Below are 20,812 nucleotides of genomic sequence, written 5' to 3' on the forward strand. Positions count from 1 at the left end.
TGACCGGATCAAGCGGGAACTCGCCAAGGGCACGAGCATCAATGCCGCCGCCAAGAAACTCAAAATTGGGGTCGCCACCGTCCATCGGATCAAGCAGCAGATGACCCAGGCCGCATAGGCGCCGGTTCGGTGCCGTCCCCGTAATCGATCCGTTCGCTTCGAGCGCTGTCGACAGGCCCGAAGCGAACGGATGTCAGTGTTAATTAGCGGGCCAGTTCCTGCTGCGCGAAGGCACGGATATGGTCCTTGAGATCCTCGCGATCCAGCGACAGGGCCAGGTTCGCCTCGATATAACCGGCCTTGGAGCCGCAGTCGAAGCGGCGACCGTCGAAGGTCACGCCGTGGAAGGACTGGTCGCCGATCAGCGAGGCCATGGCGTCGGTCAGTTGAATCTCGCCGCCCGCTCCCTTTTCCTGGGTTTCCAGGATCTTCATCACCTGCGGCTGGAGGATGTAGCGCCCCGGCACGATCAGGTTGGAGGGCGCGGTGCCGAGCTTGGGCTTTTCGACCAGCCCCTTCACCTGCGTCAACACGCCGTCGCGCGCGCCCGGATCGATGACGCCATAGCTGGGCGTTTCGTCCATCGGGATTTCGAGCGCGCAGACCAGGTTGCCGCCGACCTTGTCATAGGCGTCGACCATCTGCTTGAGGCAGCCATTGCCTTTTGCGCCGCGCATGAATTCGTCGGGCAGCAGGATGGCGAAGGGTTCGTCGCCGACAATGTCGCGTGCGCACCAGATCGCGTGGCCCAGTCCCAGCGGTTCCTGCTGGCGGATGAAGACGGCGTTGCCAGGCATCAGGCGGGTGCCTTCCAGCGCCCCCAGATCCTTGCCGCGCTCGCGCTGGGTCGCCTCGGTTTCGTAGGCGATGTCGAAATAATCCTCGATCGCGCCCTTCCCGCGCCCGGTGACGAAGATCATCTGTTCGATGCCGGCCTCGCGGGCCTCATCGACGGCATATTGGATCAGCGGCCGGTCGACGACCGGCAGCAATTCCTTGGGGACCGCCTTGGTGGCGGGGAGGAACCGGGTGCCAAGACCGGCGACAGGGAAGATGGCTTTGCGAATAGGCTTGTGAGTCATACGGCTCCATTCTCGCTGCAATGCGGAAAATGCGTCTAGAATCGCTTGAAAAGCGTAGAGGTAAGAAGTTGCGTGCGCAACAACGCGTCAGACGGAAAGAAGTCTCTGCGCGATTTCTTCAAGCGCGGAAATTTCCGCGTCGAGCTGCTCCAGGCTGACATGCACCTGGTTGTTGCGCGGGTCGCGGCAGGCGAAACCGCCGGGTTCGGGCTGCTGGAAGCCCTGGATGATGAGCGCGCGGAAACGGTCGATCCGCTGCATGTCGCGCTCGATGGCGGAGATTTCTGTGAGGGCGCTGGCGTTGCGGCGATCGCGCATCGCCACCATGGTGCGCAATTCGGTCATAAGCTTGGTCATGGTCGGCCGGGTTCGCGCGCCCACGGTGCGCACGTCACCCATCGCGTCCCGCAACATGCCGATCTTCGCCTCCAGGCTCTGTTCCAACATGGTCCAGGCACAGACGAGACGGCCGACACCGCACAGCAACGCCGCATCCTCTGGCGCATAGCCCGATACCGGCTTCCCACTCACGTCCATATCCGAAACAAGATGCACACCCACGCCCGAAAACTCCTTTACCCTGGAGTCCTGCACAAAAGCAGGGGAAAAAGGCCAGAGCGGGCGACCGGGCTCCTCGCAGCAGCGGCACGGGCCAACGGCAGACGTGCTAAATCGGCGGCGAATGGAGCCATGGCGCCAAGCGTCAGAAATCGATCGCGATTCCCTTCCGCTCCCAGTCGCCATAGCGCACCGGGCTGAGTTCCTCGTCATGGCGCGAGGGCGCGTCGACCGGATCGCCCTCGGGCACCGGCGGGCTTTTGGAGAGATGGGCAGGTGGCTTCACATGCGCCGGGCGCTTGCCGTTGAAACTTCCCATGGATTGCGGCCTTTCGATTGCGGGCAGTCTGATTGCGAAAGAGGCCGATCCACCCCATATTCACGCTCTGGTCCCTATTTTGGGCCGCAAAGGAGAGCATTGCAAGTGAGCGGGATGAAGACGACCATGTTGCTGGCGGCGCTGACGGCGCTGTTCATGGCACTGGGCTATACGCTGGGCGGCAGCGGTGGCGCGGTGATCGCGCTGCTCGTGGCGGCGGGCATGAACCTCTTCACCTTCTGGAACGCCGACAAGATAGTCCTGCGCATGCATGACGCTCGGGAAGTCGATGCGCAGAGCGCGCCGGATTTTTACGGGCTGGTGCAGCAACTGGCGCAGCGCGCGCAACTGCCGATGCCGCGCGTCTATATCATCGATCAGGACGCGCCCAATGCCTTCGCCACCGGGCGCAATCCCGAAAATGCCGCCGTGGCCGCGACCACCGGCCTGCTCGCTATGCTCAACCGGGACGAGGTGGCCGGCGTGATGGCGCATGAACTGGGCCATGTGAAGAATCGCGACACGCTCATCATGACGATGGTCGCCACGATCGCGGGCGCCATTTCGATGCTGGCGAATTTCGGCCTCTTCTTCCGCGGCGGAGATCGCGAAGGGCATGGCAATATGGTCGCCAGCCTGCTGGCGGTGATCGTCGCCCCCTTCGCCGCGATGATCGTGCAGATGGCGATCAGCCGCACCCGCGAATATGGCGCCGACCGTGCCGGGGCGGAGATCAGCGGCAATCCCCATGCGCTGGCATCGGCCCTCGCCAAGATTTCGGGCCGGGCGGAGACGATCCCCAACCCGGTGGCCGAACGCAATCCGGCGGCGGCGCAGCTCTACATCGTGCCGACCCATGTCAGCGAGCTGTTCTCCACCCATCCCGCGACCGAGAAGCGCATCGCCGCCTTGCAGGATATCGCCGTGGACGTGGGCGGGCCTGCGATCGGCTCCCCGGCCACGTCCCGCGCGTCGGCATTGTCGCCGGTGGCAGCCCCGCCCGCGCCGGCCCCTGAACGCCGCCGCAGCGCGCTTGATCCGCACGGGCGCTGATGGTCGACGAGATCGGGGAGGTCGTCGTCGACGTGGCGGGCGTGGTGCTGCGCCATGCCGGCGGGCTGGTGGTCGACCTGACCGTCGACCATGTCTTTTCCCGACACACCGCGCGCTTCTTCCATGGCGTCGGCCGCCGCGTGATTGCCGTCTCGACGCTGGGCGGCAAGCGCATCCCCTCCTCGCTTCGCACCGTTCCGAAGGGTAGCCAAGCCAGACCGCGCCGGTCGGACTGGCTGGCGCTCTGGGTCGGCATCCTCTTCTGGATCGCCCTGTTCCTCTCGCTCGGCTTTGGCGTCTCCCATTTTCTTTGAGGGCGAAAGCGCGTAGGGGCCGCTGATGTCCCGCCGTCCAAATGCTCCCCGCCCCGATGATGTCCCCGGCTTTCCCGCGCGTCGTGCCGCGCTGCGGCTGCTCGACGCCGTGCTGCGCCGGGGCGATCCGCTGGAACTGGCGCTGCATGGCGCCGCGCAGGGTTTGCCGCAGTCCGACCGCGCGCTGGTCCATGCGATCGCCGCCGAAGTGCTGCGCCACCTGCCCGATCTTGACGCGCTGATCGACGGCGCGACGAAACAGACCCTGCCCGACGATGCCAAGGCGCGCATGGTGCTACGCATCGCGCTCGCCCAGACGCTGATCATGGGCACGCCCGCCCATGCCGCGATCGCCACCGCCCTGCCGCTGGTCGATGGTGGCCCGCGCAAGCTGGTCCATGGCGTGTTCGGCACGGTGACGCGCGGCGAGCCGCTACTGCCCGATCCCCCCACCCTGCCCGTCGAGGTGGTGGAACGCTGGACCGGCCAATGGGGCGAAGCGATGCCGCAGGCCGCCGCCCATGCCTATGCCGTCCGTCCGCCGGTGGACGTGACGCTGCGCGATGCCGGCGAGACGGCGAAATGGACGGCCGAACTTAACGGCGCATCCTTCGCGCCGGGCCATGTCCGCTTGCCCGAAGGGGCTGTCATTCCCGACCTGCCGGGCTTTGCCGAGGGCGCCTGGTGGGTGCAGGACATCGCTGCTTCCTGCGCGGCGCGGCTGCTGGGCGCGGGAGAGAGCCGGACCGTACTCGACCTGTGCGCCGCGCCGGGCGGCAAGACGATGCAGCTTGCGGCAACGGGCTGGCATGTGCTGTCGGTCGACCAGTCGAAGAAGCGTCTGGAGCGGCTGACCGAAAATCTGACCCGCACCGGCCTGTCCGCCGACGTGGTGCCGGCCGATCTGCGCCAGTGGCAGCCCGACGCCGCGGTCGACGCCATCCTGCTCGACGCGCCCTGTACGGCGACCGGCATCTATCGCCGCCATCCCGACGTGCTGCACCGCATCGGTCCGCGCCAGATTGCGGAACTCGCCGAATTGCAGGGCGAATTGCTGGCGCGCGCCGCCGGCTGGCTGAAGCCGGGCGGACGGATCGTCTATGCCACCTGCTCGCTCGAACGGGCCGAGGGTGAGGATCAGGTCGAACGATTCCTGGCCGATCATGCCGACTTCGCGCTGGTCCCCGCCACTGCCGCAGAACTGCCCGAAGGCATGACGCCGACCGACGAAGGCTGGCTCCGCTCGCTGCCTGACATGCTCGCCGATCGCGGCGGCGCGGATGGTTTCTTCATCGCCCGCCTTGCCAGAAGGGCGAACTAAGCCTTAACTATCGAAGGCCTAGACAGGATCGCCCATCCACCAAGGTGCGCCGCCCATGCGTCCGACCGAGCCATTGCCGTTGCACCATAGCTGGCCGCTCTACGCCCTGCGCGAGCATCTCTCACCCGTGCTGCTCGATCCGACCATCGCCCGCAATGATGAAGCGCTGGCCGAACGCGGGCTTGGCCTGTGGTTCTGCGACCTCAAGGACAATGGCCTGCACTGGACCGCGGGCGTCTATGACATATTCGGGCTGGAACGGGACAGCATCGTCCCCCGCCCCCTGTCCGTGTCGCTCTATGCGCCGGACTCGCGCGACCCGATGGAGCGGCTGCGCGGCTATGCCATCCGGCACAAGCGCGGCTTCACCCTGGACGTCGATATCGACCAGGCCGATGGTGCCGGCCGCTGCGCCATGCGGCTGGTCGCCGCCCCGGTGCTGGATGCAGCGGGCGAGGTCGTCGCGCTGCATGGCGTCAAGCAGATGCTGCCCCAGGGCGCGCCGTCGTCGCCCCGGCTGGACCCGACCATTTTCGTCATGCTTTGAACGCTTTGCGCGACTGTCCCGAAACAATCGCGACTCGCGGGCAAATGTCCGTTGCCCTTGACCCCGGCGGCGACTAAGGCGAACGGTTAATGACCCGTTCCATTCTCATCTCGCCCTCCATCCTCTCCGCCGACTTCGCCCGCCTGGGCGAGGAGGTCCGCGCCATCGACGAAGCGGGCTGCGACTGGGTGCATATCGACGTCATGGACGGCCATTTCGTGCCCAACATCACGATCGGCCCGGCGGTGGTGAAGGCGCTGCGCCCGCACACGAAGAAGGTCTTCGACGTCCATCTGATGATCTCGCCGGTCGACCAGTATCTGGATGCTTTCGCGGCAGCCGGTTCCGACATCATCACCGTCCATCCCGAAGCCGGTCCGCACATCCATCGCACCGTCCAGCATATCAAGTCGCTGGGCGTGAAGGCGGGCGTGGTCCTCAATCCCGGCACGCCGGCCAAGATGCTCGACTATCTGATGGACGATGTCGACCTGATCCTGGTGATGAGCGTCAACCCCGGTTTCGGTGGCCAGAGCTTCATCGAGAATCAGCTGCGCAAGATCGAGGCGATCCGCAAGATGATCGACAAGTCGGGCCGCGACATCCGCCTTCAGGTCGATGGCGGCATCGATTTCACAACCGCGCCCAGGGCGATAGAGGCCGGCGCCGACGTGCTGGTCGCGGGCACCGCCACCTTCCGCGGTGGGCCTGAAGCCTATGCCGACAATATCCGGAAGCTGCGGGGCGGGTGAGCGAAGCGCGGCGCATGTCCGTCCGCCGAGGCCAGGATGATCCGCCCGAAGCGGACAGTGATGGCATCGAACAGGGCAAGCGGCTCATCCGCGTCGCGGATGACAAGGGCCTGTCGCTGGCGCAACGCATCGCCAATCATTTCTACCTGCTGAGCTGGAAGACGCCGATCCACGGCCGCAAGCTTCGGGGCAAATATCCGCTCAAGCTGCTCGCCGTGCCCGATGACGCTGTGCCGGGCGATGGCCGCGCCGGCGCGGCGATCCGCACCGGCTATTTCCTTTTCCGGGGAAACAAGCAGCCGGTCGGCGCGCTGGACTTCGCGAACCTTTCGGTCAGCCCGGCCTTTGCCGATTATCTCCACAGCTTCCGCTGGCTGCGCGACCTTGGCAGCAGCGCCTCGCGCGAGCAGGGCGCGCCGATCGCCGAGGCAGTGATGCGCAAATGGCTGGCGGCCCATGCCGAAACGCCGAGCGAACCGGCATGGCGCGCCGACAATGCCGGCTGGCGGCTGCTGTTCTGGACCGCCCATGCGCCGCTGATCCTCTCGTCCAGCGACCTCGTCTATCGATCGCTGGTGCTGAACTGCATCGCGCGCACCGCCCGCCATCTGGACCGCATCGCGGACAAGGCGCCGATGGGCCTGCCGCGCCTCACCGCCTGGTGCGGCATATTGGCCGCCGCCCTGCTCATCCCCGGCGGCGACGCCCGTCGCATGTTCGGCGAGGCGGGCCTCAAGCGCGCGATCGAAGGCAGTTTTCACCCAGACGGCGGCATCGTGTCGCGATCGCCGCTGGCGCAACTGGAAGCGGTGATGCTGCTGTCCATGCTGCGCGCCGTCTACGATGTGCGGCGTGAAAAGGCGCCGCTGTGCCTGAGCGATGGCCTGTCGCGCGCGGTGCCGGCGCTGCTCGGCCTCACCCATGGCGACGGCGGGCTTGGAAGCTGGCAGGGCGCGGGCGCGATCGACCCGCAGACGGTCGAAGCCGTGGTGAATGCCAGCCGTGTGCGCACCCGCCCGCTGCGTGCAGCGCGCGACTGGGGTTATCAGCGGATCAGCGCCGGCAGCACCGTGGTGCAGATCGACGCCGCCCCGCCCCCCGTCGCCCGGCTCGCCGAAGCGGGCTGCGCCTCGACCGGCGCGATCGAGATCAGCGACGGGCAATTACGCCTGATCGTCAATTGCGGCGGCGCCGGCCTTGAAGGCGCGTGGATACCCCGCGACCTGGCGCAAGGGCTGCGCACCACGGCGGCGCACAGCACCCTCGTGCTGAACGACAGCAACTCCACTGCGCTGCTGCCCGATGGTACGCTGGGCAAGGGCGTGACCGAGGTCGAACTGAACCGGCAGGAAATGGACAATGGCAGCCGCCTCGACATCAGCCATGACGGCTATGTCCGGCGGCTGGGCTATGTCCATCGCCGCCTGCTGATGGTGAGCGGCGATGGCAAGGAAGTCCGGGGCGAGGATATGCTGACCCCGGCGGAACGGCGTCGCAAGCCCGGCAAGCAGCCGGTGCAGTTGCGCTTCCATCTGGCACCCGGCGTCGAGCCGACACTGACCGCCGACAATCAGGGCGCGGTGCTGCGCATCGATCTGGGTGGCCTCTGGCAATTCCGCACCGGCGCGGGCGTGCTGAGCGTCGAGGACAGCCTCTGGGTCGACGGCGATGGCCGGCCTCACGCGACGAAGCAACTGGTCGTCACCGGCGAGGCGCTGCCCGGCGGCTCCAGCATGGGCTGGCTGTTCAAGCGGATGGGCTAAGGCCCGGCGGGATGGCCTTGCGACACCGCGTCGGAAAAAGCCGCCTTCCCTAATTCCGTCATCCCGGCGCACGCCGGGATCCAGAGTGGCTACAGGAAACTCTGGAGGCGGACTGTCGTCAGCATGACGGAAGCGCAGCGCCCCATCATGACGTCCATAGGCATTCCAACAACCGAAGGCCGACCGCCGCCGCCTCTTCCTCCGCGTCTCCGCGTGATTTGATTTTTTCGCGCGGAGGCGCGGAGGACGCGGAGAAGGAAAAAGGGGGGCAGAAGGCAGCGATGGGTGGGAAGCGGAACGGCGGGTGCTGGCGCGGATGATATGAAAAGCGAACCAAAACTACCGCTTACGACGACGTGCTTTGGTCGCGCTTTCTGTATCACGATACTCTAGGGGAAGCCTGAACTTGGTCCTGTGATCGAACTGCCGATCTCCTTTGACCGCACCTGTTAACAAAAGCCGGTAGCCACGCCAGCAAGCAAACGCCGTCCACAGGAGCGCAATGCCAACTGCTAAAATCCAGCCGACAAGTGCTGCGCCACCGCTCAGGTGAGATTGTGCAGCGCCCATACCTGCAATCGGCAGAATGCCAAGAAAAGGTGTGGCGGGTCTTGCGCGGGTGGATTGGTCGTGATCCACAAAGCGCCGAACACGGCTATAAAGAGATTTCCAGCCTGATCGCATCACTGCACTTTGGCTGATAGATCGTATGTCTGCAATTGGGCAATTTGCGTTGAGTGCGGAGGGTCAAAAACTGGTCGCCTCCAGACCAGCCGCTTTCCTCCTCGCACACCAAAGCCATCCCTTGTCCAATTCCCTTCCAATGTAGGATATTCTCTGATCTATCCTGACGGATGAAACCCCGCATTCGATCCCTGCTCTCGTCGCCACCCCGTCACCCGAAAGTCGCTCATCCGACGCGTCGGCGGCGCGTCGGCGGCGCGTCCCGGTCGCCTCGCGGGCGCTTCCCGTCGCAATTGCCCTCCGACACCGTGAACTTCGGGCACGCGCCGTCAGCAGCCCGCTTTGCCTTTGCCGCCAAAGCCGCTAAAGCCCCGGCCCATGACACAGACTGATGCAAAGCCAGCGCCCAAGGATTGGATCCTCGGCATTCACGCCTATGTGCCGGGCAAGTCGGCGGCCGATGACGGCCGCCCGCTCATCAAGCTTTCGGCCAATGAAAATCCGCTCGGCACCGGCGACGCCGCGCGCGCCGCGCTGGTCGCCGCCACCGCCGACCTCGCCACCTATCCCGATCCCGGCGCGACGAAGCTGCGCGAGGCGATCGGCGCCAAATATGGCCTCGACCCTGCCCGCATCATCTACGGCACCGGATCGGACGAACTGCTGCACATCGCCGCATCGGCCTATGCCGGGCCGGGCGATGAAGTCCTGTATGTCCGCTATGGCTTCGCGGTCTATGACATCGCCGCCCGCCGCGTCGGTGCGACCCCGGTGATCGCGCCGGACAAGGATTATGCGACCGACGTCGACGCGCTGCTTGCGGCGGTGACGGACAAGACCAAAGTCGTCTTCCTTGCCAATCCCAACAACCCGACCGGCACGCTGACCAGCCGGGAAGAGATTGCCCGCCTGCATGCCGGGCTGCGTCCCGACATCCTGTTCGTCCTCGATCAGGCCTATGCCGAATATCTCGACGCGGATGAGGATGATGGCGGGCTGGAATTGGCGAAGGATGCCGCCAACATCTTCGTCACCCGCACCTTCTCCAAGATTCACGGCCTTGCCGCCGAACGGATCGGCTGGGGCTATGCTTCGCCTGAGGTGATCGACATCCTCCACCGCATCCGCGCGCCGTTCAACGTGACGACGGCGGGGCAGGCGGCGGCGGTCGCGGCGATCAACGACGACGCCTGGGTCGATCGCAGCCGGGCGCACACGGCGCAGTGGCGCGACTGGCTGGCGAGCGAGGTCGCCTCGCTGTCCAACCATGGCCTGCGCGCCGTGCCGAGCAAGACCAACTTCCTCCTCATCCTGTTCGACGGCAGGCTGACCGCCGAAGCGGCGATGAAGGGGCTGTGGGACGAAGGCTACGCAACGCGCTGGCTGCCCGGTCAGGGCCTGCCCAACGGCCTTCGCATCACCATCGGCACCGAAGAACAGACGCGCGCCGTCGCCGCGAAGCTGCGCGCCATGGTGGAGGCCGCCTGACGCCATGCTGCCTTTCGCTCGCGTCACCATCATCGGCCTGGGGCTGATCGGTTCCTCGCTGGCCCGCGCGATCCGCGCGGACATGCCGACCGTGCGGGTCACGGGCTATGATGCCGATCCCGCCGTGCGCGAAACCGCCCGGCGGATCGACCTTGCCGATGACATCACCGACACGGCGGGTGCGTCCGTGACCGATGCCGATCTGGTCATTCTGTGCGTCCCCGTCCGGGCGATGGGCGCGGCGGCGGCGGAGATCGCCGACGACCTGCCCGTCGACGCCATCGTCAGCGATGTCGGATCCTGCAAGGCGGACGTGCTGGCGCAACTCAACGCCGCGCTGCCGGGGCGGACGATCATCCCGGCGCATCCGGTAGCAGGCACGGAAAACAGCGGACCGGAAGCAGGCTTCGCGACCCTGTTCAAGGGCCGCTGGTCGATCGTCACCCCGCCCGCTGATGCCGATCCCGCCGCCGTGGAGCGCGTCGCCGAGCTATGGCGGCGCGTGGGCGCCAATGTCGAGACGATGGACCCCGCGCATCATGATCTGGTGCTGGCGGTGACGAGCCACCTGCCGCACCTCATCGCCTACACCATCGTCGGCACGGCCAGCGATCTGGAGGACGTCACCCAGAGCGAGGTGATCAAATATTCGGCTGGCGGCTTCCGCGATTTCACCCGTATCGCCGCCTCCGACCCGACCATGTGGCGCGATGTGTTCCTGGCGAACAAGGATGCGGTGCTGGAAATGCTCCAGCGCTTCTCGGAGGATCTGTCGGCGCTTCAGCGCGCGATCCGCTGGAATGACGGGGATGCGCTGTTCAACCTCTTCACCCGCACCCGCGCGATCCGCCGATCGATCATCGAACAGGGCCAGGACGACGCCAAGCCCGACTTCGGCCGCTCTCACTGACCGGAGTGATTTCGAGTGAAATGGAACATTTCACGACTCGGAAATCACGGAAAACAAAAGAAAATGGAGTTTGCCCTGAATCAGTTGGAGCAGGACAAACTCAAGCGTTGAGGGCGTTGATCGCTGCATGGACGCGGGCTTCTGCTTCCTTGCGGTCGAGGCCGACGGGGATCATCTCGCCAACCTTGTAGGTGATGGTTCCGGGGCGCTTCAGGAACCGGCCTCGCGGCGACACCCGCCCGCTGTCGATAGCGATCGGCACCACCGGCAGGCCCAGCAGGCTGTAGAGGCCGGCAAACCCGGATTTCAGCGGCGGCGCCTCGCCATGCGGAACCCGCGTGCCTTCGGGGAAGAGGCAGATGGCCCGCCCCTGCGCGATCCGGTCCCTTGCCGCCGCGCGCAAGACGCGCAACGCACTGGCCCCCGCTGTCCGCTCGATCGGGATCAGGCCATAACGCCGCGCAATCCCGCCCCAAAGCGGAATGTCGAACAATTCCCGCTTCGCCCCGATCGCCGGACGATCGAACAGGCAGAGCATGTCGATCGTCTCGAACATCGATTCATGCTTGATGATGTAGAGATACGGCCCCTGCGGCAGATCGCCGTCCACCACCACCTTCTGTCGCAGCAGCCAGCGGACGCAACCCCGGTGGAAGCGGCTCCAGGCGGTAGCGGTGCGCTGAACCATCAGTGGCGTGACCCAGCCGAAAGCGATTGCCCAAAGGACAAAAAGCAGGCTTCCGCTGTAGAAGACCAGCATGAAAATAAGAGAACGGACGGCGATGATCATGGCGCGTTCTGATCAGATACCGATCAATGCGGCAATCCGCCGCAGCAGATATTTATTATATTCGCGCATAAGCACAGTCAGGCTGGGCCGGCTGGGCACCGCATCATAGACGAGCGTGACCCGGCCCGGCAGCGCCTGGCGCAGTTCCAGAGCGGAGCGGCGCATGTGCCAATCCGTGGTGATAAGGCGGACGGTCTTGTAATCGCGCCGCTCCAGCCAGCGGGCCGTCTCGATCGCGTTGGAACGGGTGTCGATCGCTTCGCGGCCAAGGGTTATGCAGCAGGAGAACAGCTTTTCCGGCGTCTTGTACTGCGCCGCCAGTTCGACCGGGCGGACCGAGCGGTCGACCCCGGAAATCAACATCCGCTTGGCCGCGCCATCCTGCAACAGGGCGATCCCCCGGTCGATCCGTCCCGCCCCGCCGGTCAGCACGACGATCGCGTCGGTCTCTCGTCCGTCGAGCGGCTGGGGCAGAAAGATGGCGAACCAGGCAAAGCCCAGCATCCAGGATAGCAGGGTTACGGCGGCGAGACGGACGATCATAGCGACCGCTCCAATGCGCGTAAAACCGTCCAGCGCGCCGCCAGCGTGGCAAGGATCACGCCCAATATCGGCAGCAGCGCCAGCAGCACCCAGCTTTGGGTATCGAGCGTGACCGCGCCGAGCAGGTCCGATCCCATCGCGGACAGGCGCAATCCGATCAGGATAATGACCAGCATGGCGAAGGAAAAACCCAGCGCGCTGCCCAGAAACGCGTCGAGCCCGATCCTCCGCTGGAACAGGCGGGCAATCTGCACATCGGTCGATCCCATCAGGTGCAGCACGTCGATCGTGCCACGATGGCTGTCGTGCGCACCACGCGCCGCCAGCACGACAACCGCGCCGGTAGCAAGAACCATCAGAAGCACCACGCCCGCAGACAGCCAGCCGAGCGCGGTCAACAAGCCAGCCAGAGGCAGGAGAAAAGCAGCGTGCGGTTCGATCCGCAGCTTGGGCGACATATTGGCCAGCTGGCGACGCAGCCGGTCGACCTTTCCATCGACATCCCCCGGCGTCAGCATCACGTCGATCAGTGAAGGCACCGGCAGGTCGCCGCTGCTTGCCGCATCGCCCAACCAGGGACGAAGCTGGTCGGCGAGTACGGCCGGGTCGACAGGGACAGCGCTGCGCACGTCTCGCGCGCTGCGCAGGGCGCTGAGCGTTTGCGCCGCAAGCCGGTCGCGCGCTTCCGCATTGGCCTCCACCACCTGTACGCTGGCGCGGCCGGCGAGATCGGCGCTCATCGACCGGACCGATGCGCTGAGGCCCAATCCAGCGGCGGCGGACAGCACGGTCAGGAACATCATGATCGCGATGATCCAGGGCATCGGTCCCGCTACCCGGCCTTCGGGCAACAGGCGATGGCGCGCAGCGGCAGCTGCCTTGCGATTGGCGCGGCTGGCCATCAATTCCGCTCCTGCGCGCGCGGCGGATAGCGCAGCGTGCCGGTCGGATCGGCCAACCGCCCCTTGTCCAGCTTCATCATCTGCGCGTCCCGGACCTGCGCGATGAGCGGCAGGTCGTGGGTCGCGACGACAATGGTAGTGCCCAGGCGATTGAGCGCCTCGAACAGCGTCATCAGGCGTCGGGCCATGTCGGAATCGACGTTGCCGGTCGGTTCGTCCGCCACCAATATTTCGGGCCGGCCGATCACCGCGCGGGCGATGGCGACGCGCTGCTGCTCTCCGCCCGAAAGGGTCGCAGGACGCGCCTGACCGCGATCGCCAAGGCCGACCCAGTTAAGCATTTCCGCCACCGGCGCCTCGATCTCGCTCTCCTCCATGCCCGCGACACGCAGCGGCAGTGCGATATTGTCGTAGGCGGAAAGATGCGGAACCAGCCGGAAATCCTGGAAGACGACACCGATGCGGCGGCGGAAACCGGGCAGGCGACTGCGGGGCAGCGTCACCACATCCTCGCCGAACAGGCGGATGACACCCCGGCTGGGCCGCTGGGCCAGGTAGAGGAGCTTGAGCAGCGACGTCTTGCCCGCGCCCGACGCGCCGGTCAGGAAATAGAAGCCGCCGCTCGCGAGCGAGAAGCTGACGTCGGACAGCGTTTCGCTGTCCAGACCATAGCGCAGGCCGACATTTTCGAACTGGACAATCGCCGTCATGTCTTTGCGATGTGGCGCTGATGCGCTCCCTGCTTCCCCGAAGCGTCAGCCATGGCACAGGCGGCAGGCCGCCGTAAAGCCTGCGCCGCACGATCACGCGAGTCGCACCCTCGCTGTTGACGCTTGCGCGCGAGTCCCTGCCATGCCTATGAAGCGAAATGATCCTGGTGTGCCCCAATTGCGCGACCCGATATGTCGTGCCCGACAGCGCCGTAGGCTCCAATGGCCGCCAGGTCCGCTGCGCGGCGTGCAAACATAGCTGGTTCCAGGAACCGGCCGTCCTGCCGGCACGCGAGGACGTAACGGTCGCCCCGACGGCCCCCGTCGCCACTTCGGCTGAGCCGGTCGCTGCGCCACCCCCGTCGCCGACGACAACTGCACCGCCCAGACCTGCGCCGGTGCAGGAAACGCCTGCCTCTGTCATGACGTCTTCCGGCGCGACTTCTGGTCCGGCGCCCGAGCCTGCCGTGGCAGAACGCGTCGTACAGGAAGAAGTCGCGACGCCGCCGGCCACGTCAACCGGCTATCGCTTCGACGACATCTATGCCGGCGCTCCCCCCGAACCGGTCGAGGAAGACAGGTTTTCCGCGCCGGTCCCGGTCAAGCCGCGACGCAACATGCTCAAGCTGTGGACCTGGGCTGCGGCAATTTTCTTCCTGGCCGTCGCGGCGGCCGGCGGCGCGCTCACCTATTTCGGCCCGCCGTCATGGATGGTCGCCATGGGCATCGTGCCGGAAGAAGGCGATCCCGACCTGCTCTTCTACCTGTCCAAACCGGCCGAGCGCCGCAAGCTGCCGACGGGCGAGGAATATTTCGCCTTCGGCGCACGGATCGTAAACAGCGGCAGCCAGGCGCTGCCGGTGCCACCGGTGCTGGTGCAGCTGCGCGACCGGCAGAACCGACTGGTATTCAGCTGGACGACGAAGGCCGACAAGACCCGCCTGAAGCCCGGCGAGGAAGCGTCGATCAACGAGAGCCGGATCGACATTCCGAAAAATGCCGAGAATCTCTCGCTGACCTTTGTTCAGTAAAGCGATCGGTCAGGGGTAGCTGACCGTCTTAGGCCGCCCCTGCGGGATCGGGATGAACTCCTGATCGTCGCCGGGGATCAGCGGAAAGCGCATCGCGTCCCAATCCTCACGCGCCTGCATCAGCCGGTCCTGCTTGGAGGATACGAAATTCCACCAGACATGACGCGGCGAGGTGAAGGCTTCGCCGCCGCACAGCACCACACGGCCGCCATCAACGCTCATCAATGTAGCGGATGTTCCCGGACGCAGGACGTAGAGCGTCTGCGGCGCGAGCATCAGTCCGTCGAGCGCCGCGTCGCCGCCCGACACATAGAGGGCGCGCTCATCCGCCGACGGATCGATCGCGATCCGACCGCCGGGCGCGAGCTGGATATCGGCGTAGATGGTCTGAGCATAGGTGGTGACGGGCGAGGTTTCGCCCCAGAGCGATCCCATGATCACGCGAGCGCGTACCCCACCATCCTCGATCACCGGCAGGCCGCCCTCGCTGACATGCTCGAAGGCGGGGTCCATTTCCTCGAACCGGTCCGGCAGGGCGAGCCAGGTCTGTATGGCCGACAATTTGGACGCCTTGGCGCGATCCTCGTCGGGCGAGCGTTCGGAATGGACGATACCCTTGCCCGCCGTCATCAGATTGACCGCGCCGGGTTCGATCAGTTGCTCCGTGCCAAGCGAATCCCGGTGGAGGAAGGCGCCTTCATACATATAGGTGACGGTGGCCAGGTTGATGTGCGGATGCGGCCGCACGTCGATGCCCTGCCCAGCGCCGATCTTCGCGGGGCCCGCCTGGTCGAAGAAGATGAAGGGGCCGACCATGGTCCGCCCTTTCACCGGCAGCGAGCGATGTACCTTGAAATCGCCCAGATCATGGGTGGTGGGCGTGATGGTCTGGATGATCAGGTCTTCAGGCGTCATGGGGCGTCCAGTTCAGGATAGTGACGGAATATGTCTTCCTCACTGAAGGGAAGACGCCGGTCGCTCGACAGATAGTCCTGCAATTCGGGCAGAGCCGCAACCCGGTCATGCAGCGCGGCAAGGTCCGGATAGCCGGGCAACAGCGTCGCCATGCGCAGCGGAAAGGCGTAGCGCAACCCGGCGACCAGATGAAAAAGCGACAGGTCGGCATGGCTCCAGCGGGTGCCTGCCAGCCAGTCGCCGTCCTGCGATCGCAGCGCCCGTTCGAACCAGTCTAGAAACTTCGGGATACGCTGCTCACGAAAGCCCTGTGCGCGGCGCAGCGATTCCGCCTTCTGGTCCTTATAATAGAGTTCGACGCCGACCGGGTGATGGACGTCATGCGCTTCCGCCACCAGGTCCATGATGGTCAACTGCACCTGCGCCAGCCAATAGCGTGCCTTCATGCCCGAAGGACCGCAGTCATGCCGTTCCGACAGATAGAAGAGGATATTGGCGGTCTGGGCGATCGTCGCGCCATCCACCGACAGATAGGGCGGCGCGAAGGCCGGACCGGCGTCATGCTTCTCCATGTCGGTCATCAGCGCATCCGCTCCATCCTCCCGCGCGCGGTCACGATAGGGGATCGCGCAGGCTTCGAGCGTCAGCCGCACAAACTCACCCCGACCGGGGATGGTGGGCCAATACCAGAAATCATAGGCCATGGGCGTCTCCTTGCTCTGTTATGACGAGCAGGGACAACGCCCCGGCCGGAACTAAAGTCTCACGCTTCGCCGGGCGCGCGTGCCTTGATGGCCAGCGCGTGAACCTTGTCGCGCAACAGGTCGGCGAGCGCTGCATTGACCATGCGCTGGCGAGCAACGCGACTTTGGCCGGTGAAGCGATCCGCCACGATCTCGACGGTGAAATGACTTTCGCCCGATCCATCATGGCCGGCATGACCGCGATGCTTTTCGCTGTCGTCGATGACGGCGAGATGCGCCGGAGACAGGGCGGCGCGCAGGCGCGCCTCGATTTCAGTGGCAACAGGGCCTTTGAGGTCGGTGGTCATGCGCCCTATATAGGCTGCTTTGCCAGCCATTCCATCAGGACGATCTTGAGCAGCGACCCTTTCTCGACCCGACGTTTCAACCGTTTCCACGGCCGTGTGGAAAGCGACCGCCCCTGCGCGGTGCCGGGCTGCCCGGAACCGGGCGAATTTCGCGCACCACCGCAAGAAGGAAGCCAATCGGGACATGATGGGCCGCGCTGGCGCTGGCTGTGCCTCGATCATGTCCGCGCGTTCAACCAGGGCTATAATTTCTTCACCGGCATGTCGCCCGAGGAGATCGCCGCTGCCCAGCGCCCCTATGCGGGATGGGAGCGGGAAACGCGCGCCTTTTCCTCCAATGCCGCCAGCCCTCCGCCGCGCTGGGCGGATTTTGCCGATCCGCTCGACGCGATCGGCGCGAAGTTCAAGGAGCGCGTCGCCAAGGCGCGGGCCGACAACCAGATGCGGCAGGACGGAAAGTTCCTGTCGCATGAGGATCGCCGGCAGATGGCCGTCATGGACCTGCCGATCGACGCAGACCGCAAGGCGCTGCGGACTCGCTATACCGAATTGCTGCGCCGCTATCATCCCGACCATAATGGCGGCGACCGCAGCCATGAAGGCGCATTGCAGGGCGTGATCGAGGCCTATGCCCATCTGCGCAAGGCGGAGGCCTTCGCCTGATCAGATCAGAAGCCAGCCGATGATCAGCCCCGACTGCACCAGCACGATCAACAGCAGCAGGGCGGAAAAGGGCTGCTTGCGCGTCTTGTGACGAAAAAGCCTACGCGCCAGCAAGGCGCCGGGCGACCCGCCGAGCAGGGCAAGGGTCAGCAGCCGCGCTTCAGGGATGCGGCGGGCGCCGATGATCGCGCATCTCTTGTCCCGCCAGAAGCAGGCGATGGTCCAGCCGTTGAGCAGGATCAGCAGCGAAGCGAGACAAAGCGCGATCATGCCCCGCGCCCTAGCAGCTTCGAGCCGGACGCACAGGTCATGAACGCGCCTTGCCTCACGGGTAACGCACTGCCATAGCGCCCGCCCCCTCAATTCCCCGGAGATTCGATCATGCACGCGCTCGGCCTGGATTTCGGCACGACCAACAGCGTCGCCGCGCTGGCAAGCGGCGGGGAATCGCGGCTGGTGAAATTTGCCAGCGATCAGGCGACGGGAGAAGTGTTCCGCTCCGCGCTCTGCTTCTGGCACGACAACGACGTGAAGGGCGGCATGGCGCATGAGGCCGGGCCATGGGCCATTTCAGAATATCTTGAATTTCCGGAAGACAGCCGCTTCCTTCAGTCGTTCAAGTCGGTGGCGGCCAGCCCGATCTTCGAGAACGCAAGCGTGTTCGAGAAACGCTATCGCTTCGAGGAACTGGGGCAGATGTTCCTGGGGAAGATGATCGGCCATTCGGGCGGGATGCTGGACAAGCGCCCAGAGCGGATCGTCGTCGGGCGCCCGGTCGAATATGCCGGCGCGCGCCCCGACGAGGCATTGGCGCGGCAGCGCTATGACGCGATGTTCTCAGGCTTCGGCGCGGACATTCACTATGTCTATGAGCCGCTGGGCGCGGCGTTCAGCTATGCCAGCCGCCTGACCGAAGCCGCCACCATTCTCGTCGCGGACTTTGGCGGTGGCACCAGCGACTTCTCGCTGGTCCGGGTCGAGGCGCCGGGCGCGGCACGGCGGTGCGTACCGTTGGGATCGGTCGGCATCGGCCTTGCCGGTGACAGGTTCGACTATCGGATCGTCGACCATCTGGTGCTGCCGATGCTGGGCAAGGGCGGCAGCTATGAGAGTTTCGGCAAGATGCTGGAGATTCCGCGCAGCTATTTCGCTGACTTCGCCGACTGGTCGCGCCTTGCCCTGATGCGCAACCGGCGGACGATGGACGAACTGGCGCGCTTGCAGAAAGCGGCACGCGATCCGGCTGCAATCGGGCGGATGATGACCGTGATCGAAAAGGAACTGGGCTATCAGCTCTATGATGCGGTAGGCGCATTGAAACGCGCGCTCTCCGACGCCGACGGCGCAACCTTCCGCTTCGCAGGCGGCGGGATCGAGATTGAGCAGAAGGTCGACCGCGCCGATTTCGAGCGCTGGATCGCCCCCGACATCGCCCGGATCGAGGAGACGGTCGACCGGGCGCTGACCAAGGCCGGCGTGACGCCTGACAGCATCGACCGGGTGTTCCTGACCGGCGGGTCGTCGCTGATTCCGGCGATACGGCGCATCTTCCACCAGCGGTTCGGGCCGGATCGGATCGCGACCGGCGGCGAACTCACCTCCATCGCCCATGGACTTGCGCTGATCGGCGAGGAGGCCAATTTGGCGGAATGGGCCGCTTGATCGTCGCAGGCACAGCCCCCACTCTATCGACACGCCCTTCGTTATTGGGTTAGGGCGAGAATGAATCGCAGAAAGTTGATGACCCGATGACCGAGATTTCGAACGTCCAGCCCGACACCCGTTCCGAAACGCTGCTGGAAGCGCCCGACCGCGAAGTCGACGCGCGCGAAGTCTTCGGTATCGACGTCGACATGAGGATCCCGGCCTTTTCGCAGGCCGACGAACGCGTGCCCGATCTCGACCCCGCCTATGTGTTCGACCCGGATACCACGCTGGCGATTCTGGCCGGCTTTGCGCACAACCGCCGCGTCATGGTGCAGGGCTATCATGGTACCGGCAAGTCGAGCCATATCGAGCAGGTCGCCGCGCGCCTGAAATGGCCGTGCATCCGCATCAATCTGGACGCGCATATCAGCCGTATCGACCTGGTCGGCCGCGACGCCATCGTCCTCAAGGACGGGCAGCAGGTGACGGAATTCCGCGAAGGCCTGCTCCCCTGGTCGTTGCAGCGCCCGGTCGCGCTGGTATTCGACGAATATGACGCCGGCCGCCCGGACGTGATGTTCGTGATCCAGCGCGTGCTGGAAACCGATGGCAAGATGACGCTGCTCGACCAGAATCGCGTGATCCGGCCGAACCCGCATTTCCGCCTGTTCGCGACCGCCAACACGGTGGGTCTGGGCGACACGACCGGCCTCTATCATGGCACGCAGCAGATCAACCAGGGTCAGATGGACCGGTGGAATCTGGTGGTGGCGCTCAACTATCTGCCCGCCGCGACCGAGGCGCAAGTGGTGCTGGCCAAGTCCGGCGAGTACGACCATGAGGGCGGCCGCAAGGAAGTCGAGAACATGATCAAGGTGGCGGAACTGACCCGCCAGGGCTTCATCAATGGCGATATCTCGACCGTCATGTCGCCCCGCACCGTGATCAGCTGGGCGCAGAATGCACTGATCTTCAAGAATGTCGGCTTCGCCTTCCGCCTCAGCTTCCTCAACAAATGCGATGAGGCGGAACGGGCGCTGGTCGCCGAATATTATCAGCGGGTCTTCGGCAAGGATCTGCCGGAGAGCGTGGCGAGCCGGGCGAACTGAGCGTTCGCCCTGCCTTAAGCGGCAGGGAGACTAGACATGATCGTCGTCGAACGGATCGACCCCAATGGCGGCACGGCACACCGGATCAGCATCCGGGGCCATGAGATCGTCGCGGACATGTCCGCCCCCGACGGCCATGACGCCGGACCGGACCCGCATGACCTGTATGATTCGGCACTGGGTGCGTGCAAGGCCATGACCATGCTCTGGTATGCGCAGCGCAACGATATCCCGGTGGAGAATATCCATGTCGGCGTGGCCCGCGACGCCAGCGAGGAACGCAAGGGCATCTACAGGCTCACCACCCGCATCGCCCTGACCGGCCCGATGACAGACGAACAGCATGACAGGCTGATCGCCGTCGCTGCCAAATGCCCGGTACACAAGCTGATGAGCGAGGTCGAGACGCAGATCGAGACGATCGCGGTCCCGCGCGTAGGCGAACCGGAGCGGCCGTGAGCAAGACTGTCTCTTTGGAACGAAGCGGGCTGCCTCTGGCGAGCGCGTTCAACCTGCGTGACTTTGGCGGGTATCCGACGACGGACGGCCGGACCGTGCGGCGCGGCATGCTCTATCGGTCGGGCACGATGGCGCTGCTGACGCAGGATGACAGCGCGCAGTTGCGGGCGCTGGGTATTCGGGCGATCTGCGATTTTCGGC

Annotated in this window: 25 protein-coding genes; 14 read left to right on the forward strand and 11 right to left on the reverse strand. The window is 65.3% G+C overall.

What is annotated here, in order from left to right; translation table 11 throughout:
* Nucleotides 1-203: 203 nt before the first annotated feature.
* The 3 genes from VMR39_RS01590 to VMR39_RS01600 form a co-directional block, all read right to left on the reverse strand.
* Nucleotides 204-1,082, reverse strand: coding sequence for a UTP--glucose-1-phosphate uridylyltransferase (locus VMR39_RS01590; RefSeq protein WP_325413678.1), 879 nt, complete (start codon nt 1,080-1,082; stop codon nt 204-206).
* An 87-nt stretch (nt 1,083-1,169) separates the two neighbouring features.
* The gene (locus VMR39_RS01595; protein ID WP_325413722.1) at nt 1,170-1,619 is read right to left on the reverse strand and encodes a hypothetical protein; all 450 of its coding nucleotides are present in this window, start codon (nt 1,617-1,619) and stop codon (nt 1,170-1,172) included.
* A 166-nt stretch (nt 1,620-1,785) separates the two neighbouring features.
* Entirely contained in the window at nt 1,786-1,959 is a 174-nt protein-coding gene (locus VMR39_RS01600) for a DUF1674 domain-containing protein (RefSeq protein ID WP_325413679.1), read from the reverse strand.
* Nucleotides 1,960-2,073: 114 nt separating this feature from the next.
* On the opposite strand from VMR39_RS01600, the gene htpX reads away from it, so the two are divergent.
* The 8 genes from htpX (at nt 2,074) to VMR39_RS01640 (ending at nt 10,791) form a co-directional block, all read left to right on the forward strand.
* Nucleotides 2,074-3,012: a zinc metalloprotease HtpX gene (htpX, locus tag VMR39_RS01605; protein WP_414712437.1), complete on the forward strand. Its 939-nt coding sequence runs from the start codon at nt 2,074-2,076 to the stop codon at nt 3,010-3,012.
* Complete coding sequence (locus tag VMR39_RS01610; RefSeq protein WP_325413683.1) at nt 3,012-3,326, forward strand: hypothetical protein; 315 nt, start codon at nt 3,012-3,014, stop codon at nt 3,324-3,326. Before htpX ends, VMR39_RS01610 begins: the two co-directional genes overlap by 1 nt.
* Nucleotides 3,327-3,351: 25 nt before the next feature.
* On the forward strand, nt 3,352-4,647 hold the full coding sequence (locus VMR39_RS01615) for an RsmB/NOP family class I SAM-dependent RNA methyltransferase (protein ID WP_325413686.1): 1,296 nt from the start codon (nt 3,352-3,354) through the stop codon (nt 4,645-4,647).
* Between the two features lie 55 nt (nt 4,648-4,702).
* Nucleotides 4,703-5,194 (forward strand): diguanylate cyclase, encoded by a 492-nt coding sequence (locus VMR39_RS01620; RefSeq protein WP_325413688.1) that lies wholly within the window; start codon nt 4,703-4,705, stop codon nt 5,192-5,194.
* Nucleotides 5,195-5,283: 89 nt separating this feature from the next.
* Nucleotides 5,284-5,946 carry a ribulose-phosphate 3-epimerase gene (gene rpe, locus VMR39_RS01625; protein WP_325413690.1) on the forward strand — a complete coding sequence of 221 codons (663 nt, stop codon included), beginning with the start codon at nt 5,284-5,286 and terminating at the stop codon, nt 5,944-5,946.
* A gap of 14 nt (nt 5,947-5,960) precedes the next feature.
* Entirely contained in the window at nt 5,961-7,709 is a 1,749-nt protein-coding gene (locus VMR39_RS01630; protein ID WP_325413692.1) for a heparinase II/III family protein, read from the forward strand.
* Nucleotides 7,710-8,771: 1,062 nt separating this feature from the next.
* Nucleotides 8,772-9,881, forward strand: a complete 1,110-nt coding sequence (gene hisC / locus VMR39_RS01635) for a histidinol-phosphate transaminase (RefSeq protein ID WP_325413694.1) — start codon at nt 8,772-8,774, stop codon at nt 9,879-9,881.
* Between the two features lie 4 nt (nt 9,882-9,885).
* A complete protein-coding gene (locus VMR39_RS01640) occupies nt 9,886-10,791 on the forward strand; it encodes a prephenate/arogenate dehydrogenase family protein (protein ID WP_325413696.1) in 906 nt (301 codons plus the stop codon).
* Nucleotides 10,792-10,891: 100 nt separating this feature from the next.
* Here the strand turns inward: VMR39_RS01640 and VMR39_RS01645 are convergent, their stop codons facing one another.
* The 4 genes from VMR39_RS01645 to ftsE are packed head-to-tail and all read right to left on the reverse strand — an operon-like array spanning nt 10,892 to nt 13,736.
* Nucleotides 10,892-11,581 carry a lysophospholipid acyltransferase family protein gene (locus tag VMR39_RS01645; protein WP_325413698.1) on the reverse strand — a complete coding sequence of 230 codons (690 nt, stop codon included), beginning with the start codon at nt 11,579-11,581 and terminating at the stop codon, nt 10,892-10,894.
* 12 nt (nt 11,582-11,593) lie between these two features.
* Nucleotides 11,594-12,124 carry a YdcF family protein gene (locus tag VMR39_RS01650; protein ID WP_325413700.1) on the reverse strand — a complete coding sequence of 177 codons (531 nt, stop codon included), beginning with the start codon at nt 12,122-12,124 and terminating at the stop codon, nt 11,594-11,596.
* Nucleotides 12,121-13,026: a cell division protein gene (locus VMR39_RS01655; protein WP_325413701.1), complete on the reverse strand. Its 906-nt coding sequence runs from the start codon at nt 13,024-13,026 to the stop codon at nt 12,121-12,123. The genes VMR39_RS01650 and VMR39_RS01655 overlap by 4 nt, the downstream gene beginning before the upstream one ends.
* Nucleotides 13,026-13,736: a cell division ATP-binding protein FtsE gene (gene ftsE / locus VMR39_RS01660; protein WP_325413703.1), complete on the reverse strand. Its 711-nt coding sequence runs from the start codon at nt 13,734-13,736 to the stop codon at nt 13,026-13,028. Before ftsE ends, VMR39_RS01655 begins: the two co-directional genes overlap by 1 nt.
* A 158-nt stretch (nt 13,737-13,894) precedes the next feature.
* On the opposite strand from ftsE, the gene VMR39_RS01665 reads away from it, so the two are divergent.
* Nucleotides 13,895-14,767: a zinc-ribbon domain-containing protein gene (locus VMR39_RS01665; protein ID WP_325413704.1), complete on the forward strand. Its 873-nt coding sequence runs from the start codon at nt 13,895-13,897 to the stop codon at nt 14,765-14,767.
* Between the two features lie 9 nt (nt 14,768-14,776).
* Here the strand turns inward: VMR39_RS01665 and VMR39_RS01670 are convergent, their stop codons facing one another.
* Genes VMR39_RS01670 through VMR39_RS01680 form a run of 3 tightly spaced genes read right to left on the reverse strand, consistent with a single transcriptional unit; the run spans nt 14,777 to nt 16,733 of the window.
* On the reverse strand, nt 14,777-15,682 hold the full coding sequence (locus VMR39_RS01670; protein ID WP_325413706.1) for a pirin family protein: 906 nt from the start codon (nt 15,680-15,682) through the stop codon (nt 14,777-14,779).
* Entirely contained in the window at nt 15,679-16,386 is a 708-nt protein-coding gene (locus VMR39_RS01675; RefSeq protein WP_325413708.1) for a glutathione S-transferase, read from the reverse strand. The genes VMR39_RS01670 and VMR39_RS01675 overlap by 4 nt, the downstream gene beginning before the upstream one ends.
* 59 nt (nt 16,387-16,445) lie before the next feature.
* Nucleotides 16,446-16,733, reverse strand: coding sequence for a BolA family protein (locus tag VMR39_RS01680; protein ID WP_325413724.1), 288 nt, complete (start codon nt 16,731-16,733; stop codon nt 16,446-16,448).
* Between the two features lie 45 nt (nt 16,734-16,778).
* On the opposite strand from VMR39_RS01680, the gene VMR39_RS01685 reads away from it, so the two are divergent.
* Nucleotides 16,779-17,396: a J domain-containing protein gene (locus VMR39_RS01685; RefSeq protein ID WP_325413710.1), complete on the forward strand. Its 618-nt coding sequence runs from the start codon at nt 16,779-16,781 to the stop codon at nt 17,394-17,396.
* On the opposite strand, the gene VMR39_RS01690 is transcribed toward VMR39_RS01685, so the two are convergent.
* Nucleotides 17,397-17,666: a DUF1294 domain-containing protein gene (locus VMR39_RS01690; RefSeq protein WP_325413712.1), complete on the reverse strand. Its 270-nt coding sequence runs from the start codon at nt 17,664-17,666 to the stop codon at nt 17,397-17,399.
* 111 nt (nt 17,667-17,777) lie between these two features.
* Between VMR39_RS01690 and VMR39_RS01695 the strand changes: the two genes are divergently transcribed.
* From VMR39_RS01695 to VMR39_RS01710, 4 genes are all read left to right on the forward strand, one after another.
* A complete protein-coding gene (locus VMR39_RS01695) occupies nt 17,778-19,058 on the forward strand; it encodes an Hsp70 family protein (protein WP_325413714.1) in 1,281 nt (426 codons plus the stop codon).
* An 86-nt stretch (nt 19,059-19,144) separates the two neighbouring features.
* Nucleotides 19,145-20,152 carry a cobaltochelatase subunit CobS gene (cobS, locus tag VMR39_RS01700; RefSeq protein WP_325413716.1) on the forward strand — a complete coding sequence of 336 codons (1,008 nt, stop codon included), beginning with the start codon at nt 19,145-19,147 and terminating at the stop codon, nt 20,150-20,152.
* A 36-nt stretch (nt 20,153-20,188) separates the two neighbouring features.
* Nucleotides 20,189-20,611 carry an OsmC family protein gene (locus VMR39_RS01705; protein ID WP_325413718.1) on the forward strand — a complete coding sequence of 141 codons (423 nt, stop codon included), beginning with the start codon at nt 20,189-20,191 and terminating at the stop codon, nt 20,609-20,611.
* Nucleotides 20,608-20,812 (forward strand): tyrosine-protein phosphatase (locus VMR39_RS01710; RefSeq protein WP_325413720.1); only part of this gene is annotated, 205 nt, incomplete at its 3' end. The genes VMR39_RS01705 and VMR39_RS01710, both read left to right, overlap by 4 nt.

It is taken from the genome of Sphingobium sp. (assembly GCF_035511395.1).
Classification (GTDB): Bacteria; Pseudomonadota; Alphaproteobacteria; order Sphingomonadales; family Sphingomonadaceae; genus Sphingobium.

Coding starts and splice junctions, on each gene's coding strand:
- VMR39_RS01590 (WP_325413678.1), bottom strand. CDS start 1,082: ATGACTCACAAGCCTATTCGCAAAGCCATCTTCCCTGTCGCCGGTCTT.
- VMR39_RS01595 (WP_325413722.1), bottom strand. CDS start 1,619: ATGGACGTGAGTGGGAAGCCGGTATCGGGCTATGCGCCAGAGGATGCG.
- VMR39_RS01600 (WP_325413679.1), bottom strand. CDS start 1,959: ATGGGAAGTTTCAACGGCAAGCGCCCGGCGCATGTGAAGCCACCTGCC.
- htpX (WP_414712437.1), top strand. CDS start 2,074: ATGAAGACGACCATGTTGCTGGCGGCGCTGACGGCGCTGTTCATGGCA.
- VMR39_RS01610 (WP_325413683.1), top strand. CDS start 3,012: ATGGTCGACGAGATCGGGGAGGTCGTCGTCGACGTGGCGGGCGTGGTG.
- VMR39_RS01615 (WP_325413686.1), top strand. CDS start 3,352: ATGTCCCGCCGTCCAAATGCTCCCCGCCCCGATGATGTCCCCGGCTTT.
- VMR39_RS01620 (WP_325413688.1), top strand. CDS start 4,703: ATGCGTCCGACCGAGCCATTGCCGTTGCACCATAGCTGGCCGCTCTAC.
- rpe (WP_325413690.1), top strand. CDS start 5,284: ATGACCCGTTCCATTCTCATCTCGCCCTCCATCCTCTCCGCCGACTTC.
- VMR39_RS01630 (WP_325413692.1), top strand. CDS start 5,961: ATGTCCGTCCGCCGAGGCCAGGATGATCCGCCCGAAGCGGACAGTGAT.
- hisC (WP_325413694.1), top strand. CDS start 8,772: ATGACACAGACTGATGCAAAGCCAGCGCCCAAGGATTGGATCCTCGGC.
- VMR39_RS01640 (WP_325413696.1), top strand. CDS start 9,886: ATGCTGCCTTTCGCTCGCGTCACCATCATCGGCCTGGGGCTGATCGGT.
- VMR39_RS01645 (WP_325413698.1), bottom strand. CDS start 11,581: ATGATCATCGCCGTCCGTTCTCTTATTTTCATGCTGGTCTTCTACAGC.
- VMR39_RS01650 (WP_325413700.1), bottom strand. CDS start 12,124: ATGATCGTCCGTCTCGCCGCCGTAACCCTGCTATCCTGGATGCTGGGC.
- VMR39_RS01655 (WP_325413701.1), bottom strand. CDS start 13,026: ATGGCCAGCCGCGCCAATCGCAAGGCAGCTGCCGCTGCGCGCCATCGC.
- ftsE (WP_325413703.1), bottom strand. CDS start 13,736: ATGACGGCGATTGTCCAGTTCGAAAATGTCGGCCTGCGCTATGGTCTG.
- VMR39_RS01665 (WP_325413704.1), top strand. CDS start 13,895: ATGATCCTGGTGTGCCCCAATTGCGCGACCCGATATGTCGTGCCCGAC.
- VMR39_RS01670 (WP_325413706.1), bottom strand. CDS start 15,682: ATGACGCCTGAAGACCTGATCATCCAGACCATCACGCCCACCACCCAT.
- VMR39_RS01675 (WP_325413708.1), bottom strand. CDS start 16,386: ATGGCCTATGATTTCTGGTATTGGCCCACCATCCCCGGTCGGGGTGAG.
- VMR39_RS01680 (WP_325413724.1), bottom strand. CDS start 16,733: ATGACCACCGACCTCAAAGGCCCTGTTGCCACTGAAATCGAGGCGCGC.
- VMR39_RS01690 (WP_325413712.1), bottom strand. CDS start 17,666: ATGATCGCGCTTTGTCTCGCTTCGCTGCTGATCCTGCTCAACGGCTGG.
- VMR39_RS01695 (WP_325413714.1), top strand. CDS start 17,778: ATGCACGCGCTCGGCCTGGATTTCGGCACGACCAACAGCGTCGCCGCG.
- cobS (WP_325413716.1), top strand. CDS start 19,145: ATGACCGAGATTTCGAACGTCCAGCCCGACACCCGTTCCGAAACGCTG.
- VMR39_RS01705 (WP_325413718.1), top strand. CDS start 20,189: ATGATCGTCGTCGAACGGATCGACCCCAATGGCGGCACGGCACACCGG.